The 16,509-nt window shown below is 62.1% G+C and carries 14 protein-coding genes; 9 read left to right on the top strand and 5 right to left on the bottom strand.

Features of this window, described 5'->3' with window-relative positions; all coding sequences use genetic code 11:
• Positions 1–147 precede the first annotated feature (147 nt).
• Positions 148–351, bottom strand: a complete 204-nt coding sequence (locus DT23_RS00885) for a DUF1127 domain-containing protein (RefSeq protein ID WP_038127255.1) — start codon at positions 349–351, stop codon at positions 148–150.
• 344 nt (positions 352–695) lie between these two features.
• On the opposite strand from DT23_RS00885, the gene DT23_RS00880 reads away from it, so the two are divergent.
• The 9 genes from DT23_RS00880 to DT23_RS00840 all read left to right on the top strand — a co-directional run bounded on the left by DT23_RS00880 (position 696) and on the right by DT23_RS00840 (position 10,700).
• A complete protein-coding gene (locus DT23_RS00880) occupies positions 696–1,778 on the top strand; it encodes an Mrp/NBP35 family ATP-binding protein (protein WP_038127254.1) in 1,083 nt (360 codons plus the stop codon).
• Between the two features lie 731 nt (positions 1,779–2,509).
• A complete protein-coding gene (mraZ, locus tag DT23_RS00875) occupies positions 2,510–2,995 on the top strand; it encodes a division/cell wall cluster transcriptional repressor MraZ (protein WP_164492068.1) in 486 nt (161 codons plus the stop codon).
• Positions 2,996–2,998: 3 nt separating this feature from the next.
• Complete coding sequence (gene rsmH, locus DT23_RS00870; RefSeq protein ID WP_038127251.1) at positions 2,999–4,009, top strand: 16S rRNA (cytosine(1402)-N(4))-methyltransferase RsmH; 1,011 nt, start codon at positions 2,999–3,001, stop codon at positions 4,007–4,009.
• Positions 4,006–4,350 carry a cell division protein FtsL gene (gene ftsL, locus DT23_RS00865; protein ID WP_038127249.1) on the top strand — a complete coding sequence of 115 codons (345 nt, stop codon included), beginning with the start codon at positions 4,006–4,008 and terminating at the stop codon, positions 4,348–4,350. Before rsmH ends, ftsL begins: the two co-directional genes overlap by 4 nt.
• Complete coding sequence (locus DT23_RS00860) at positions 4,350–6,161, top strand: peptidoglycan D,D-transpeptidase FtsI family protein (RefSeq protein ID WP_240473511.1); 1,812 nt, start codon at positions 4,350–4,352, stop codon at positions 6,159–6,161. The genes ftsL and DT23_RS00860 overlap by 1 nt, the downstream gene beginning before the upstream one ends.
• A 76-nt stretch (positions 6,162–6,237) precedes the next feature.
• Positions 6,238–7,719, top strand: a complete 1,482-nt coding sequence (locus DT23_RS00855; protein WP_038127247.1) for a UDP-N-acetylmuramoyl-L-alanyl-D-glutamate--2,6-diaminopimelate ligase — start codon at positions 6,238–6,240, stop codon at positions 7,717–7,719.
• Entirely contained in the window at positions 7,719–9,170 is a 1,452-nt protein-coding gene (locus DT23_RS00850; protein ID WP_038127246.1) for a UDP-N-acetylmuramoyl-tripeptide--D-alanyl-D-alanine ligase, read from the top strand. The genes DT23_RS00855 and DT23_RS00850 overlap by 1 nt, the downstream gene beginning before the upstream one ends.
• Positions 9,170–10,252: a phospho-N-acetylmuramoyl-pentapeptide-transferase gene (gene mraY, locus DT23_RS00845; RefSeq protein WP_038127244.1), complete on the top strand. Its 1,083-nt coding sequence runs from the start codon at positions 9,170–9,172 to the stop codon at positions 10,250–10,252. Before DT23_RS00850 ends, mraY begins: the two co-directional genes overlap by 1 nt.
• 241 nt (positions 10,253–10,493) lie before the next feature.
• Complete coding sequence (locus DT23_RS00840) at positions 10,494–10,700, top strand: cold-shock protein (protein WP_038127243.1); 207 nt, start codon at positions 10,494–10,496, stop codon at positions 10,698–10,700.
• Between the two features lie 92 nt (positions 10,701–10,792).
• On the opposite strand, the gene hglS is transcribed toward DT23_RS00840, so the two are convergent.
• The 4 genes from hglS to DT23_RS00820 form a co-directional block, all read right to left on the bottom strand.
• Complete coding sequence (hglS, locus tag DT23_RS00835; protein ID WP_051696981.1) at positions 10,793–12,151, bottom strand: 2-oxoadipate dioxygenase/decarboxylase HglS; 1,359 nt, start codon at positions 12,149–12,151, stop codon at positions 10,793–10,795.
• Positions 12,152–12,220: 69 nt separating this feature from the next.
• A complete protein-coding gene (locus DT23_RS00830) occupies positions 12,221–12,466 on the bottom strand; it encodes a hypothetical protein (protein WP_038127240.1) in 246 nt (81 codons plus the stop codon).
• 31 nt (positions 12,467–12,497) lie between these two features.
• Positions 12,498–14,831, bottom strand: coding sequence for a Tex family protein (locus DT23_RS00825; protein ID WP_038127239.1), 2,334 nt, complete (start codon positions 14,829–14,831; stop codon positions 12,498–12,500).
• Positions 14,832–14,968: 137 nt separating this feature from the next.
• Positions 14,969–16,507 (bottom strand): tripartite tricarboxylate transporter permease, encoded by a 1,539-nt coding sequence (locus DT23_RS00820; RefSeq protein WP_038127237.1) that lies wholly within the window; start codon positions 16,505–16,507, stop codon positions 14,969–14,971.
• Positions 16,508–16,509: the final 2 nt, after the last annotated feature.

Genomic DNA, 16,509 nt, shown 5'->3' with positions numbered 1-16,509 from the left:
AGAGGGAATCGAGCAGCTCGGTCCGGCATCAAGGCATCACGCCAAGTTGGGCCGGTATATTTTGTGGCGACACCCTCAGGGAGGAGGAGAGAGGGTGTCGCCGATTTCCAAGCCTCAGGGAGGAGGAGGAGAGGCTCGGGAATTCAATTACTTACCGTATGCGGCCTCATAGGCCACGCGGGTGATCATCGAGGCATGCAGCCCCAGATCGTCCAATTCGCGACGGCTCAACGAGCGCAGTTCGTTCAACGTCTGGCGATACACTTTGCGACGTGCCAGCGCCTCGGAGATTTTGGTCATTACGGCGCTTAGGCCGGTTTCGGTCGTGTGAATGTTCTGTACGAGTGCCATTGCTTCAGCCTCTAACTTTCTACTGGGCCCTTTGCGGTTTCTCCGTCTGGTGGCCCGTGTTGGTTACGATGCGTTTCTCTATCGCGTTGACGCTAACATGAGGTGAATGCTGCGGCTGCACAATGGCGGGAATGCTCAATGCTGCCATGCAGAAAGCGCATAACCGATTCTGACCTAATTCCCCTACGTCCGCGAAAGATATGTGCGCGCCCATCTTGCTGATTGCGGATTACCTGACCTTTTAGACAGGGGTTGCTCTTGAACCTCGCGGCAAAAACGCCACAGTCAGCGCGAAACGGGCCATTTTCCATATGCGCCCAAGAATTAGGCAAGGAGAGATTCGCATGGGTTCGGGCAAGGAAGAGGTGCTTGCGGCGCTACGTTCAGTGGCGCTTGCGGGCGGTGGCGATGCGGTGAGTCGCGATCTGGTGCGTGCTTTGGCGGTGCAAGACGGGGTTGTGCGCTTTGTGCTGGAGGGCGCGCCGGGCACCGAGCTTGAGGCCGCTCGCCCCGCGCTTGAGGCCGCCGTGCGCGCGCTGCCTGGTATAACAAGTGTCACGGTTGTGGTGCCTGCTGGCCCGCCGCGTGGCTTGGGTGGCACGGCGCAACAGGCCAAAGGCCCCGCGATTGGCGGTCATGCCAAGCCTCAATCGGGGCCGCAAAAGGTGCCCGGCGTCAAAACGATTCTGGCGATTGGCTCGGGCAAGGGGGGCGTGGGCAAATCGACCGTTGCGTCGAACCTTGCCGTGGCCCTTGCGCGCGCGGGCAAAAAGGTCGGTCTGCTGGACGCCGATATATATGGCCCCTCGCAGCCGCGCATGATGGGGGCCAGTAAGCGCCCCGCCTCGCCTGATGGTCAGACGATCCTGCCCCTGCAGGCCCATGGCGTCACTTTGATGTCGATTGGCTTGATGCTGAAAGAGGATGAGGCGGTGATCTGGCGTGGCCCGATGTTGATGGGCGCGATGCAACAGATGTTGTTTCAGGTGAAATGGGACGAATATGGCCCGCTCGATGTGTTGCTGATCGATCTGCCGCCCGGAACTGGCGATGTGCAGCTTAGCTTGTGCCAGAAAACCACGCTGGACGGCGCGATCATCGTCTCGACCCCGCAAGACGTGGCGCTGCTGGATGCCAAAAAGGCGATCGACATGTTCCGCCGCCTCAAAGCGCCGGTCGTCGGGCTGATCGAGAATATGTCGACTTATATCTGTCCCAATTGCGGCCATGAGGCGCATCTGTTTGGTCATGGAGGCGTTGCGACCGAGGCCGCGCGGCTCGATCTGCCGTTCCTCGGGGCCTTGCCGCTGGATCTAGAGGTGCGCTTGGCGGGGGATTCGGGCACACCGATTGCCGCGGGGCAGGGGCCGGCGGCGCAGGCCTATGCGTCTCTTGCGCAGGGGCTGATTGCGCAAGGGCTGATCTGAACGCGCATCGCGGCGACTATAAAGGTCATGAAACGGCGTCCCGACGGGGCGCCGTTTTGCTATTCGGCGCGGTGTCTGGGCGCTTTACGGGAATTCATGGCACGCGCTACGGGACTTCACGGGACTGTTCCCGCCGCGTGACGGGAATTTCCGGCGTAGATTCGACTGAATCACGCCATTCTCACGTGAAATCCGGACGAATCACGGCGGCGTGATCATGAATTCGGGGCTTTGACTGTTGGCGAAAGGTCACAGGATTCCGGCTCTCCATCGTCTTTACGGGACGGCATGGGTAAAAAATGCAAAAAATGTGGATGCCGAATTTTTACTATATCTGGTGTGCGTAGTTAACTAAGCGTCAATTTGTGGTGCGAATTTCTCACTATATCTAGTTTTTCAAGGTGTCTCCGCTCAAGATGCAGCACGAAACCGGTTATTTTTTTATTGCTTCCCGTGAATTCCCGTGGCATCCCTTTGTCATCGGAAGCGAAAACAAACGAGGCACTAAGACCTCACGGCGAAATGCAGGTTTCATACAGGCTCTCGCTTCACGAAAACAAAGAGATCCGGCGCGTGGGCGAGCAGACATCCCCCCAGGTGGCACGCGTAGTCGGACATACCCAGCGATGGGACGAGGGCGGCGGATTGAGCAGTGGCAGCAGCTCAATCCGCCGTTTTCACTTAAGGGCCCTCGGGCCGGGGACAGGTAAGGATCGCGCGTTTTGGCGGGCATGTTCATAGGCGAATACACCTTCAAGGTGGACAGCAAGGGTCGCGTGTCGATTCCCGCCCTGTTTCGTCGTGAGCTCGAAGAAGGCGACCCCCAGCGCCCCAACGCAGAACGCCCCCGCATGGTGATCGTGTTCGGCGCTGACAGCCAGAAAATGCTGCAAGTTTACACCCAAACTGCGTTCGAAGCCCTGGCTGCGGATATCGCCGCGCTGCCCCGTGGCTCGAAAAACCGCGCGATGCTGCAACGCGTCGTGCTGTCGAAATCCCACCCCACCGAGGTTGACCCTGACGGGCGTCTGGTGCTGCCAGCCGCGCTGCGCACCAAGATCGCGCTGGAGGGTGAGGCGAAATTTGCCGGGGTCGGCGAGACGTTTGAAATCTGGAAACCCGAAACCTTCGACGCGGTTGATGCGGCTCAGACCGAAGCTTGGGTCGAAGATCAAGGCGAAGATTTCGATCCTCTCAGCCTGCTATACGCGGAGTGAGCGATGTCGGACCGGGACGCCCAACCCATCGCGCCCCCCCATGTTCCCGTGCTGTTGCGCGCGCTTCTGAAGGCGGTTGCACCCGTGTCGGGCACTTGGATGGACGGAACCTTCGGGGCGGGGGGCTACACGCGCGGGCTGCTTGAGGCGGGTGCGGAGACCGTGATCGGTGTTGATCGTGACCCGGCGGTGTTTGAGATGGCGAAAAGCTGGCGTGATCAGTATGGCGACCGCTTGGAACTGGTCGAAGGCACGTTTTCCAACATGGATAGCTATAGCGATGCGCTGCTGGACGGGATCGTTCTGGATCTTGGCGTGTCCTCGATGCAGCTTGATCAGGCCGAGCGCGGGTTTTCATTTATGCGCAACGGCCCGCTTGATATGCGGATGTCGCAAGACGGCCCGACGGCTGCCGATCTGGTTAATAGCGCGGATGAGGCCGAACTGGCCGATATCCTGTTTCAATACGGCGAAGAGCGCGCCTCGCGCCGCATTGCCAAGGCGATTATAGCGGCGCGCCAAGCCGCCCCGATTGAGACTACCGCGCAGCTTGTGCAGGTCATCGAATCTTGCCTGCCGCGGCCCAAACCCGGCCAAAGCCACCCCGCCACGCGCAGCTTTCAAGCCATTCGCATCGCGGTAAACGATGAATTTGGCCAACTGATCGCCGGGCTAGAGGCCGCAGAACGCGCGCTGAAACCCGGCGGGCAACTCGCCGTGGTCAGCTTTCACTCGCTTGAAGATCGGGTGGTCAAGCGGTTCATGGCGGCGCGCGCCTCGACAGGTGGGGGCGGCTCGCGCCATGCCCCGATGGGCGACACGCGCGTTCCCGCCTTTGAAATTACCGTTAAGGGCGATGGCCCTGATGCCGAAGAACTGGCGATCAACCCGCGTGCGCGCTCGGCGCGACTGCGCGTGGCACGGCGCACCGATGCGCCCGCCATCGCCACCGACCGCAGCCAGTTGGGCCTGCCCGGCCTTGTGATCGGATCGAAGAAAGGACGCCGCCGTTGAGACTTCTAGCCTATCTTGCGACTGCATTCGGGGTCATGGCGCTTGCGTTCTGGGCCTATCACGTCAATTACGACACGCAGGACCGCGTCGATACTTTGCGCGACCTCAATCGCGAAATTTCCTCGCTCAATGAGGGGCTGACGGTGCTCAATGCCGAATGGGCTTATTTGAACCGTCCCAAGCGGTTGCGTGAACTTGTTAATCTGAATTTTGGCGCGTTGAAGCTGCTGCCGATGACGCCTGAACAATTCGGCACGGTCGCTGAAATCGCCTACCCGACCCCGCAGATGAAGCCAATCTCGGACCCGATCGAGGTCAGCGCCCCGAAGGAGGATCGCTGATGCGTACGCCGCTTCGCCCCCTTGCCCGTATCCTGAACGCCCGTGCCAAGGGCGAAAACACCGACGCGATCGAGCGCGAAAACCGCCGTTTGCGCGGCGAGGCCACGCGTGACGATGCCCGCCAGCGCGCCGAGGGGCGTTTGCTGGTGATGTCGGTGCTGTTTCTGGCGGCGTTTCTGACGGTTGGTCTGCGGATGGGCTCGTTTGCCGCCGCACGCCCCGAAGAGCCGCAAACCGATGGCCCGCGCGCGACGATCTCCGCCCAACGCGCCAATATCGTGGATGACAAGGGCCGGGTGCTGGCAACCAACCTGCTGACGCACGCACTTTACGCCCAGCCGCCGCTGATGATCGACCCGATGGGCACGATCGACAAGCTCGTCAAGATTTTCCCCGATCTCAACCGTGATCGTCTGATCAAGGATTTCACCGGCAAACGCAAATTCGTCTGGATCAAGAAAAGCATCTCTCCCGAGCAGCTTCAGGCGGTGCATGACATCGGCGATCCGGGTCTGCTGTTTGGCCCGCGCGAGATGCGCCTTTATCCCAACGGTCACCTCGCTGCCCATATTCTGGGGGGCGCGCGCTATGGTGCGCAGGGGGTGAATTCCGCCGAGATCCTTGGCGTCGCCGGGATCGAGAAGGAATACGACAAATGGCTGCGCGATCCGGCCAATGGCGGCAAACCGCTGCGTCTGTCGATTGATCTGACCGTGCAAACCGCGATGGAAGATGTGCTGGCGGGCGGCATGAAGCTGATGCATGCCAAAGGCGCAACGGCGGTGCTGATGCGGGTCAAAACCGGCGAGATCGTCGCCATGTCGAGCCTGCCTGATTTCGATCCCAATAACCGCCCTGCGCCGCTGCTCAAGGGCGACCCTTCGGACAGTCCGCTGTTTAACCGCGCGGTGCAGGGCGTGTATGAGCTGGGCTCGACGTTCAAAATCTTTGCGGTCAGTCAGGCCCTGCAGGACGGGCTGGTAACGCCGACCACGATGATCGACACCGTGCCGTTCCGCTTTGGCGGCTTCACGATCCATGACTTTCATAATTACGGCAAACAGCTTTCGGTGACCGATGTGCTGGTGCACAGCTCCAATATCGGCACCGCCCATATCGTGCAGAAAATCGGCCCCTCGGCGCAAAAGGCGTTTCTGGGCAAGCTGGGCCTGCTGGAGCCGACGCCGGTCGAGCTGATCGAGGCCCCGACGGGGCGCCCCATCGTGCCCAAGAAATGGTCCGAGATGTCGTCGATGACCATCGGCTACGGGCATGGCCTGTCTGACAGTCCGCTGCATCTGGCCGCCGCCTATGCCACGATTGCCAATGGCGGCAAGCGGGTGCTGCCTACGCTGATTGCCAAGGGCGGGCCGCGCAAGCCGGTTGAGCAGAAATACGGCGCTCCCGAGGGCGCGCAGGTTGTCGCACCCGCCGTGGCGCGCAAGGTCTTGGCGATGATGCGCGCCGTCGTGACGCGCGGCACGGCAAGCTACGGCAACGTCAAGGGCTATCAGGTGGCCGCCAAGACCGGCACCGCTGACAAGCCCGACCCGCAGGGGGGCTATTACGACAAGAAGGTGATCTCGACCTTCGCGGGCGTGTTTCCGGTCACCGATCCGCAATATGTGCTGATTTTGACGCTGGATGAGCCCTCGGACACTTCGGGCAAGATCCCGCGCCGCACCGCAGGCTGGACAGCCGTTCCCGTCGCCGCCGAGGCGATCCGCCGTGTCGCGCCGCTTTTGGGTCTGCGCCCGGAACCGACGACCCCCGATATGCTGGACGGGATTTCGCTGGTCAAAGCGGACTAAGGCGCGCCGCGCAGATCTTGACCTTGGCAAGTCGGGCCGTGATAAGAACTGCGGGCTGAGTGAGGGACAAAACGATATGGCCGCAGGCACCAAGATGCTAAGCGAATTGGGGCTGACGCCGCTGGGCGGGCCGGACCGTGCGATCTCGGGGCTGTCGGTCGATAGCCGTCAGGTCAAGCCGGGCCATCTGTTCGCAGCCCTTCCCGGTAGCAATATGCACGGCGCGGAATTCGTGCCCTATGCGCTGCGTATGGGCGCGGGGGCCATTCTGACCGATCGCGCAGGCGAAGGTGTGGCGCGCGCGGCCCTTGCGGGCACCGATGTTGCGATTGTCGTGACCGAAGATCCACGTCAGGCGCTGGCCTTTGCGGCAGCGCTTTGGTTTGGCCGCCAGCCCGAAACCGTGATCGCGGTGACGGGCACAAACGGCAAGACCAGCGTGGCGACCTTCACGCGCCAGATCTGGCAGGAGCTTGGGCTTGAGGCGTCTAATATCGGCACCACGGGCGTTGAGGGCAGCTACACCGCACCCTCGCCCCACACCACGCCCGAACCGATCACCCTGCATCGGTTGCTGTCCGATATGGCAAGCGTTGGCGTCACCCATGCCGTGATGGAGGCCTCCTCGCATGGTCTTGCGCAGCGCCGCCTTGACGGGGTGACGCTGACAGCCGCCGCTTTCACCAATTTCACCCAAGATCACCTCGATTATCACGCGACTTTTGACGAATATTTCGCCGCCAAAGCTGGCTTGTTCACCCGCGTTTTGCCCGAAGATGGCGCGGCGGTGATCAATCTCGATGATCCCAAGGGGCGCGAGCTGGCCAAATATGTCACCGCGCGCGGGCAGGAACTGATTGGCATCGGCACCAGCGATGATTGCGAGATGGAAATCTTGGGTCAGCGCTATGACGCGACGGGGCAGGATGTGCGGTTTTCGTGGCAGGGCTGGACGCAGATGACGCGGCTGCCGCTGATCGGCGGGTTTCAGGCGATGAACGTGCTGAGCGCCGCCGCCCTTGCCATTGCCTGCGGGGCCGAGGCCGAGGAGGTGTTCGCCACCTTGCCACGCCTGAGCACTGTGCGCGGACGTATGCAACTGGCCGCGACGCGCGAAAACGGCGCCACGGTCTTTGTCGATTATGCCCATACGCCCGATGCGGTGAAAACCGCGCTGTCGGCGCTGCGCCCGCATGTGATGGGGCGTTTGATCGCGATTGTCGGTGCCGGAGGCGACCGCGATGCCACCAAGCGCCCGCTGATGGGGCAGGCGGCGCATGAGCATGCTGATCTGGTGATCGTGAGTGATGACAACCCGCGCTCCGAAGACCCCGCCGTGATCCGCGCCGCCGTGATGCTGGGCGCGCCCGATGCGATGGAGGTGGGCGATCGCGCCGAGGCGATCTTGCGCGGCGTTGACGCGCTGCAACCCGGCGATGCGCTGCTGGTGATGGGCAAGGGCCATGAAAGCGGGCAGGTCATTGGCAGCGATGTTTACCCGTTCGATGATGCTGAACAGGCCAGCCTTGCGGTCGCGGCCCTGGATGGGAAAATCTGATGTCGGTGTTGTGGACCTCAAAGGATGCCGCTGTTGCCACCAAGGGGCAGGTCACGCATCCCTTTGAAGCGACCGGCATTTCCATCGACACCCGCTCGATCCGTGCAGGTGATCTGTTTGTCGCCCTCAAGGACGTGCGCGACGGCCATGATTTCGTGCGCGCGGCGCTGGATGCGGGGGCGGCGGGCGCGCTGGTGTCGCGCATACCCGACGGCTGCTCGGAGAAGGATGCGCTGCTGATCGTGCCCGATGTGCTGGCCGCGCTCGAGGATCTGGGCCGGGCAGGGCGCGCGCGTTCCAAGGCGCGGGTGCTGGCAGTGACCGGATCGGTGGGCAAGACCTCGAGCAAGGAAATGCTGCGCGCGGTGCTGTCTGCCCACGGTGCGGTGCACGCCGCCGAGGCCAGTTTCAACAACCATTGGGGCGTGCCGATCACGCTCGCGCGGCTGCCCGAAAGTGCGGATTTCGCCGTGATCGAGATCGGCATGTCCAACCCCGGCGAGATCGCGCCGCTGGCGAAAATGGCACGCCCGCATGCCGCACTGATCACCACCGTCGCCGCAGCCCATCTTGAGGCGTTTGCGGATCTGGCCGGGATTGCGCGCGAAAAGGCCGCGATTTTCGAGGGGCTGGAGCCGGGCGGCACGGCTGTCATTCCCACCGGGCTTGAGGTCACCGATATCCTGCGCTCGGGCGCTGAAAAACACGCGCAAACCATCGTGACCTTTGGCACCGCGCCGGGCTCTGATTATCAACTGCTCTCGGCGCGGATCGCGGGCGACGCCACGATTGTGCAAGCCATGCGCGCAGGACAGCCGATGCTGTTCAAGGTGATGACGCCGGGCGCGCATTTCGCCGCGAACGCTTTGGGCGTTTTGGCCTTGGCCGAGGCCGTGGGCTGCGATCCGACCGTTACGGCGATGGATCTGGGCAACTGGGAACCCCCGGCGGGGCGGGGTCAGCGCCAGCGCATTTACATGGATATCGTAGACGAGCGCGAGAGTTTCGATTTGTTTGACGACGCCTTCAACGCCAATCCCGCCTCGATGGCCGCAGCCCTTGAGGTGCTGGCCGCCAGCGCGCCGCGCGACGGGGTCGGGCGCACCGCCAAGGGGCGGCGCATCGCATTCCTGGGCGATATGCTGGAACTCGGCCCGCAGGAAGATGCGCTGCATGCGGCGCTCGCCGATCACCCCGCGATGAGTAAAATTGATCTGGTGCATCTGGCTGGCCCGCGCATGGCCCACTTGCGCGATGCGTTGCCGCGTGCCAAGCGGGGCGAATATTTTGAGACCGCGCCAGAGCTGGCTGCGCGGGCGCGCCATCTTGTCGATCCCGGCGATGTGGTGCTGGTGAAAGGGTCCAAGGGCTCAAAAGTGAGCCTTGTTGTCGAGGCTTTGAAGAAACTGCGCCAACCCGGCGCGCGCGATGCGCATAGGGGGAAAGAGTAATGCTTTATTGGCTCACCGATCTGTCTGATGGCGGCGGCCCGTTCAACCTGTTTCGCTACATCACCTTTCGCGCAGGCGGGGCGTTTTTCACGGCCCTGCTGTTCGGCTTTATCTTTGGCCCGTGGCTGATCCGCACGCTGCGGGTGCGTCAGGGCAAGGGCCAGCCCATTCGCAATGACGGCCCTGAAGGCCATCTTGCCAAGGCAGGCACCCCCACGATGGGAGGCATCCTGATCCTTGCGGCGCTGCTGGTCTCGACCCTGCTTTGGGCGCGTCTTAGCAACGGCTATATCTGGGTCGTCCTACTGGTGACCTATGGCTACGCCGCGATCGGGTTTGCTGATGACTACGCCAAGGTGTCGAAACAGAACACTAAGGGCGTCAGCGGTAAGGTGCGTCTTGGACTGGGCTTTCTGCTGGCGCTGATTGCGTCCCTTGCAACGTGGTATCTGCACCCGGCTGAACTGGCGGGGCATGTCGAAATCCCGTTCTTCAAAAGCCTCGTGCTGAATTTGGGCTATTTCTATATTCCCTTCGCGATGTTCGTGATTGTCGGCTCGGCTAATGCGGTGAACCTGACGGACGGGCTTGATGGCCTCGCAATCATGCCGGTGATGATTGCGGCAGGCACGCTGGGCGCGATTGCCTATGTCGTCGGGCGCACCGATTTCACCGAATATCTGGGCGTGCAATTTGTACCCGGCACGGGCGAGTTGGCGATCTTTACGGCGGCGCTGATGGGCGGCGGGCTTGGCTTCCTGTGGTATAACGCGCCCCCGGCTGCGGTGTTCATGGGCGATACCGGCAGCCTCGCGCTGGGCGGGGCCTTGGGCGCGATTGCGGTCTGCACCCAGCACGAAATCGTGCTTGGCATCGTGGGCGGGTTGTTCGTCGTCGAAGCGCTGTCGGTCATCATTCAGGTCGCCTATTTCAAACGCACCGGCAAACGGGTGTTCCTGATGGCCCCGATTCACCACCATTTCGAGAAAAAAGGTTGGTCCGAGCCCCAGATCGTCATTCGATTCTGGATCATTTCGCTGATTTTGGCGCTGATCGGTCTAGCGACACTGAAGATCCGCTAGGTCTGAAAGGCCCTGTTTTTGCGCGCGCGCCGTGGGGTGTGCGCGCATATCCGCCTAAGATCACAAAATCGGACACAATGAATCATGGACAAGCGTGGCGCGATCTGTCACTAAGCGCGGGCTACGTTTCCTAAATCGATCCCCTGCTTTCCCTACCGGACTTCAGCGAACTCGATCTTGGCCGACTGCGCCACGCTGTTGCACTTCCGCGAACAGGTTGAATACTAAAGGAGATCTCACGATGGCTAATGGTACCGTGAAATGGTTTAACGCAACTAAAGGTTTTGGCTTCATTGCTCCCGAGTCCGGCGGCAAAGACGTCTTTTTGCACATCTCTGCTGTTGAGCGCGCTGGTCTGACCACCGTGAACGACGATCAGAAAGTCACCTATGACGTCGAAGCTGGCCGTGACGGTCGCGAATCGGCTACCAACCTCAAGCTCGCTTGATTGGTTGATCCAGATTTGGAACGGGGCGCCTTCGGGCGCCCTTTTTCATTGCGCAATGCGCATCTTATAACCGCACGCCAAGCCCCGTCCTGTCATGCAAGAAGATGACTCTGGCCGAGCTGGTTCAGCGCGCGGGTCAGGCTGTTGCTTTCAATCTCGGCGTAAAGCGCCATCTCATCCGCAACCTTTGCCCCTAAAGCTGCCTCAAACGCATCCTGATTGGCGGCGGCGCGATAGTTTGACTGATCCTCGCTATTCAGGTTCGATTGGAAAATTCCCGCCGCCGAAACCGGCAGGAAATCTTCATAGACCTGCGGATCGGCCACCAGCGCGCCCGATGCAATCAAATCCGACACGTTCTCGGCGCGCGCGGGCGCTGCCACATCGCCCGCACGGTAGCGAAAGAACGCCAGCCCCTCTGCGCGCAGCGTCTCCAGATCATCGGGCAGGCAGCCAAACCCTGCATCCAGCAAGGCGCTATAGCTCTCGGCACCCGGCGCGGCGGCCTGCTCGCGCAACTGCGCCAAAGCCGCATCATAAAGCGCGCGCCCCGTTGGTGTCAGGGCGACACCGCGTTGCTCGATCTCGCCAAAACGCGCGGTATGACTGCCGTGTTCCCCCTGAAACTCGACCGGCTCATCCAGCGCCTTGAACGAGGTCTGACGCAGCAAGATATCGACCTTGCGCCGCGGTGGCCCCTCAATCACCGCTTTGGGCGCAATGCCGCGCTTGGGCATCTCGCTTTGCGCGCGATCAATATCAAGCGTGCGCGGCGTCAGATGGTTGATATGCGGGCCTTTGAAGCTGACCACATCCGCGATCAGACGATGCGCTTTGACCAGCTTGTCATAGGTGGCGCGCGACACTGTGGCCTCGCTGTGCCAGCGGAATGTCTCTAGCGCTTGCGCCACGAATTCCTGCGCTTGCAGTTCAGTCAAACCGCCTTGCGACTCGGCCAGTTCAATCAGCGCAAGCGCACGATCTGTTACGATCTGGCGGCGCGACAGGATATCTTCGGCCTCTGCCGCAAGCGCGCGATCCTCGATCAGATCAAGGCGCAAAAGCGAGGTGAACACCCGAAACGGATTGCGCTGCAGCGCGGCCTGCTCAATCGGGCGAAACGCGGTCGAATGCACCGGAATCCCGGCCACAGACAGGTCGTAATAGCCAACCGGATACATGCCCATCACGCCAAACATGGCCCGGATCTGGCCCAGTTCACGCGCCGTGCCAAGCCGGATTGCGCCGTGGCGTTCCACATCAAGACGCTCCAACTCTCCGGCAGCGTCAAGGCGGGCCTTCAGCGCGGGATCCGCCGCCAACGTTGCGCCATTCACATCGCGCACCAGCTCTATCAGCGCGCCATATTGAGGCACCTCGGCGCGATACATCTCTGACATCGCGTGCGAGAAAAGCGTGCGGATAGCATCAGGGGAAACGTGATCTGTCATAGCGGCCTCGTTCATCTTTGCGCCCGAGTATAACGCAACGACCCGCAACGACTAGGGAGGACGCGCGTCCTAAATATGCTTGTCGCGCATGCGCAAAAGCTCGCGCTCGATACGGTCGATCGCGCTTGTATCTCCGGCGCGCGCGCCCTCAATCGCGGCCTCGATACGCGCCCAAGACGGATGGTCATCGGCAATCAAATGGCCGCCCATATGCGCCGTCACCAGCGCATGGGCATAGATCGAGCGATACTTGGCGCGCCGGATTGCAGCGTCGCGCCAGTCGCGCAGCCGTTTATGATAGCTGATCCCAAGCATTGGAAATGATTTAGGGTCGCGCGCGCGCTGTTCAACCGCGCGGGGTTTTGGGCGACTGCTTTAGCGCCTCCGCTAGGGCCGATCCGAACGCGCCCTGACTGGCGGGGGCAGGTTTAGGCACAGATTTCGGGGCAGGGGCGGATCGCTGCGTGTGTTTGGATTTGCCCGATTTGGGCGCATCCGGGGCGGGCGTGCCGCCCCCATCCTTGCGCATACTCAGCCCGATCCGCTTGCGGGGCACGTCGACCTCGGTGACGCGCACACGCACCACATCGCCTGCCTTGACGACCTCATGGGGGTCTTTGACGAACCGATCCGCAAGCTGGCTGACATGCACCAGACCGTCCTGATGCACCCCGATATCGACGAACGCCCCGAAGGCTGCGACATTGGTCACGGTGCCTTCCAGCGACATGCCGGGTTTCAGATCGGTGATCGCGTCGATCCCTTCGGCGAAGGTGGCGGTCTTGAAACTCGGGCGCGGGTCGCGGCCCGGCTTTTCCAGCTCGCTCAGGATGTCGCGCACGGTTGGCAACCCGAAGGTTTCATCGACGAACTGCTCGGCGCGCAGGCCTGATAGCGCGCTTTCATCGCCCATGATCGCGCGAATATCGCGCCCGCAGGCCTGCACGATCTTGCGCGCCACGCCATAGGCCTCGGGGTGCACCGAGGAGGCATCCAGCGGTTCGCTCCCGTCATTGATGCGCAGAAAGCCCGCGCATTGCTGAAACGCTTTCGGCCCCAATCCCGCCACTTTGAGCAGCGCCTTGCGGCTGGCAAACGCGCCATTGGCATCGCGATGCGCGACGATAGCTTGCGCCAGAGACGGCCCCAGACCCGCGATATGGGACAGTAGCGGCGCCGAGGCCATGTTGAGATCCACGCCCACCGCGTTCACCGCATCCTCGACGACCGCCGCGAGCGATTGTTCCAGACGGCGCTGATCCACATCATGCTGATATTGCCCGACCCCGATGGCTTGGGGTTCGATCTTGACCAATTCGGCCAGCGGGTCTTGCAAGCGGCGCGCGATAGACACGGCCCCGCGCAACGACACGTCGATATCGGGGAATTCCCGCGAGGCAAGTTCCGAGGCCGAATAGACCGACGCCCCCGCCTCGGAGACGATCACCGGCGTCGGGCGTGTCACCCCGGCGGGCAGGTGTTTAAGCACATCGCCCACCAGTCGTTCGGATTCGCGGCTTGCCGTGCCATTGCCAATCGCGATCAGCGCCACGCCATGTTTGGCGATCAGGTGTTTCAGCGTCTCTTCCGATCCGCGCAGATCGTTGCGCGGCTGGAACGGGTAAATCGTGGCCGTGTCGAGCAGCTTGCCCGTCTCATCGACCACCGCGATCTTGCAGCCCGTGCGGATGCCCGGATCAAGGCCCAGCGTCGCGCGCGGCCCCGCAGGCGCGGCCAACAGCAGATCGCGCAGGTTGCGCGCAAACACATCAATCGCGGCGTCATGGGCGCGTTTGCGCAAGTCGGCCATCAACTCGATAAACATCGACAGGCTCAGCTTGACCTTCCACGCCCAAGTCGCGACCTCGCGCAGCCACAGATCGCCGGGGGATTGACCGGGAATACCGATCTCGGCGGCGATGATATCAAGGATGCGGGGCAGGCCGGTCTCGGGATCGGGGCCGATATCGACGCTCACGATTTCCTCTTTCGAGGCGCGCAGGATAGCCAGCGCGCGATGTGAGGGGATCGTGGCCCATTTCTCGCTATGATCAAAATAATCCGAGAATTTCGCGCCCGCGTCTTCCTTGCCCTTGATGACGCGCGCGGTGATCAGCGCCTCTTGTTGCAAGATCTGACGCAAACGGCCCAGCAGTTTGGCGTTCTCGCCAAGCTCCTCAACCAGAATATCGCGCGCGCCGTTCAGGGCGTCTTTTTCGGTTTCCACCGCTTCGGAGAGATAGCCGCTGGCCAGCAATTTCGGCTCGGCGCGGCGATCCGCCAGAATCGCGCGCAAGAGCGGTTCCAGCCCGTTTTCGCGCGCGATCATCGCCTTGGTGCGCCGCTTGGGCTTGAACGGCAGATACAGATCCTCAAGCACCGCCTTGGTGTCGGCCTGCGCAATTGCGCGCGCCAGATCGTCGGTCAGCTTACCCTGCGAGGTGATCTCGCCCAGAATACTGGCACGGCGCTTTTCCAACTCGCGCAGATAATCCAGCCGCTCGGCCAGTTGACGCAGTTGCGCATCATCCAGACCGCCCGTCGCCTCTTTGCGATAGCGCGCCACGAACGGCACGGTGTCGCCGCCATCCAGCAGGGCGACCGTCGCGCTGACCTGCTCGGGGCGGGCGCCAATGTCAGAGGCGATGGTGCGGGCGATGCGATCTGTGACGGCGGTCATTTAGGGCTCCTGCGGTTGTCGAAGGGCCGTGATAGCGCCGCAAGCGGGGGCCGCCAAGCCCTGCCGGTGCGTCCCGACAAAATCGTGCCGAGTGTCGGGGAAGGGGGGCCGCGCATTCCCGCGCGACCCGCCAGTTTTCAGTCGGCGATGCTGCCTTCATCGTCGCGGCGCGCTTTCATGCGATCACGCAGGATGCGGCCAAAGAAGATCGGCGCGAGGAAGCCAAGGATCGCGATGATCCACAGCCCGATCGCCAGCGGGCTGCCCACCAGCACTCCCCAGTCGCCGTTGGAAATCTGCACCGCGCGGCGCAAGTTGCTTTCCATCGGGTTGCCCAGCAGGATACCCAGAATGACGGGCACCAGCGGCACGTCAAACTTGCGCAAGACCCAGCCGACCACGCCAAAGCCGATCATCACCATCAGGTCAAAGCTGGACCCCGAGATACCGTAAATCCCGACAAAGCTGACCATTGCCACAATCGGCATCAGGATACGCGGCGGGATCAGCAACAGGCGCGTGAACACGCCGACCATCGGAATGTTGAGCGCCAGCAACATGAAGTTGGCGATGAACAGCGCCGCGATCAGGCCCCAGACCACATCGGGGTTTTGCGTAAATAGCAACGGTCCCGGCGTGATATTGAGGCTCAGCAGCACTGCCAGCAACACCGCCGTCGTGCCAGACCCCGGAACGCCAAGTGCCAGCATCGGCACCAGTGCCCCGCCAGCTGCGGCGTTATTGCCCGCCTCGGGGGCTGCCACACCGCGCGGATCGCCTTTGCCAAACGTGCCTTCACGGTCAACCAACCGCTTTTCCATCGAATAGGAAATGAACGAACCCAGCGAGGCACCCGCACCGGGCAAAACGCCCGCCAGAAAGCCAAGACCCGAGGTGCGCAGCATCGTCGGGATACAGCGTTTCACCATCGCCCAAGGCGGGGTGATGCGCCCGATCTCGACCTTTTTGCCAGCCGCGTCTGATGCGCCATGGCGGTGTTCGAGAAAGACGAAGACTTCAGAGAGCGCGAACAGCCCGACGATCGCGACAAGGAAGTCGATCCCGTCATACAGATGCACCTCGCCAAAGGTCATACGCGGCACGCCGGTCTGGGTATCCACACCGACCATCGCCAGCCCCAGCCCGATAGCGGCGGCAAAGGCAGCCTTGGCCTGGTTGGTCGAACTCACGCCGCCCAGCGTCATAAACGCCAGCGCAAACAGCGCGAAATATTCTGCCGGACCAAATAGCAGCGCGATCTTGACCAGCTGCGGGGCCAGCAAGATCAGCCCCCAAGTCGCAAAGAACGCCCCCACGAACGAGGCGATCCCCGAGATCGACAGCGCCTCACCCGCCATGCCTTTTTGCGCCATTGGATAGCCATCGAGACAGGTCATCATCGCAGGCTCATCGCCCGGAATATTGAGCAAGATCGAACTGATCCGCCCGCCATACATCGCCCCGTAATAGACCGAGGTCAGCAAGATCATCGAGGGTGTCGGGCCAAGGCCCAGCGTAAACGCCAGCGGGATCAAAATCGCGACCCCGTTAGAGGGGCCAAGACCGGGCAGCGCGCCCATAATCGTGCCCAAAAGACAGCCGATCAGCGCCAGTCCGATATTTTGCCATGTGAGGGCGACCTCGAAACCATGGGCAAGTTGGGCTAGGGTATCCATCG

Source organism: Thioclava indica (genome assembly GCF_000714545.1).
In the GTDB taxonomy this organism is placed as follows: Bacteria; Pseudomonadota; Alphaproteobacteria; order Rhodobacterales; family Rhodobacteraceae; genus Thioclava; species Thioclava indica.
Note: the sequence above shows the minus strand (reverse complement) of the source record. Positions and strands in the feature narration are given on the sequence as shown.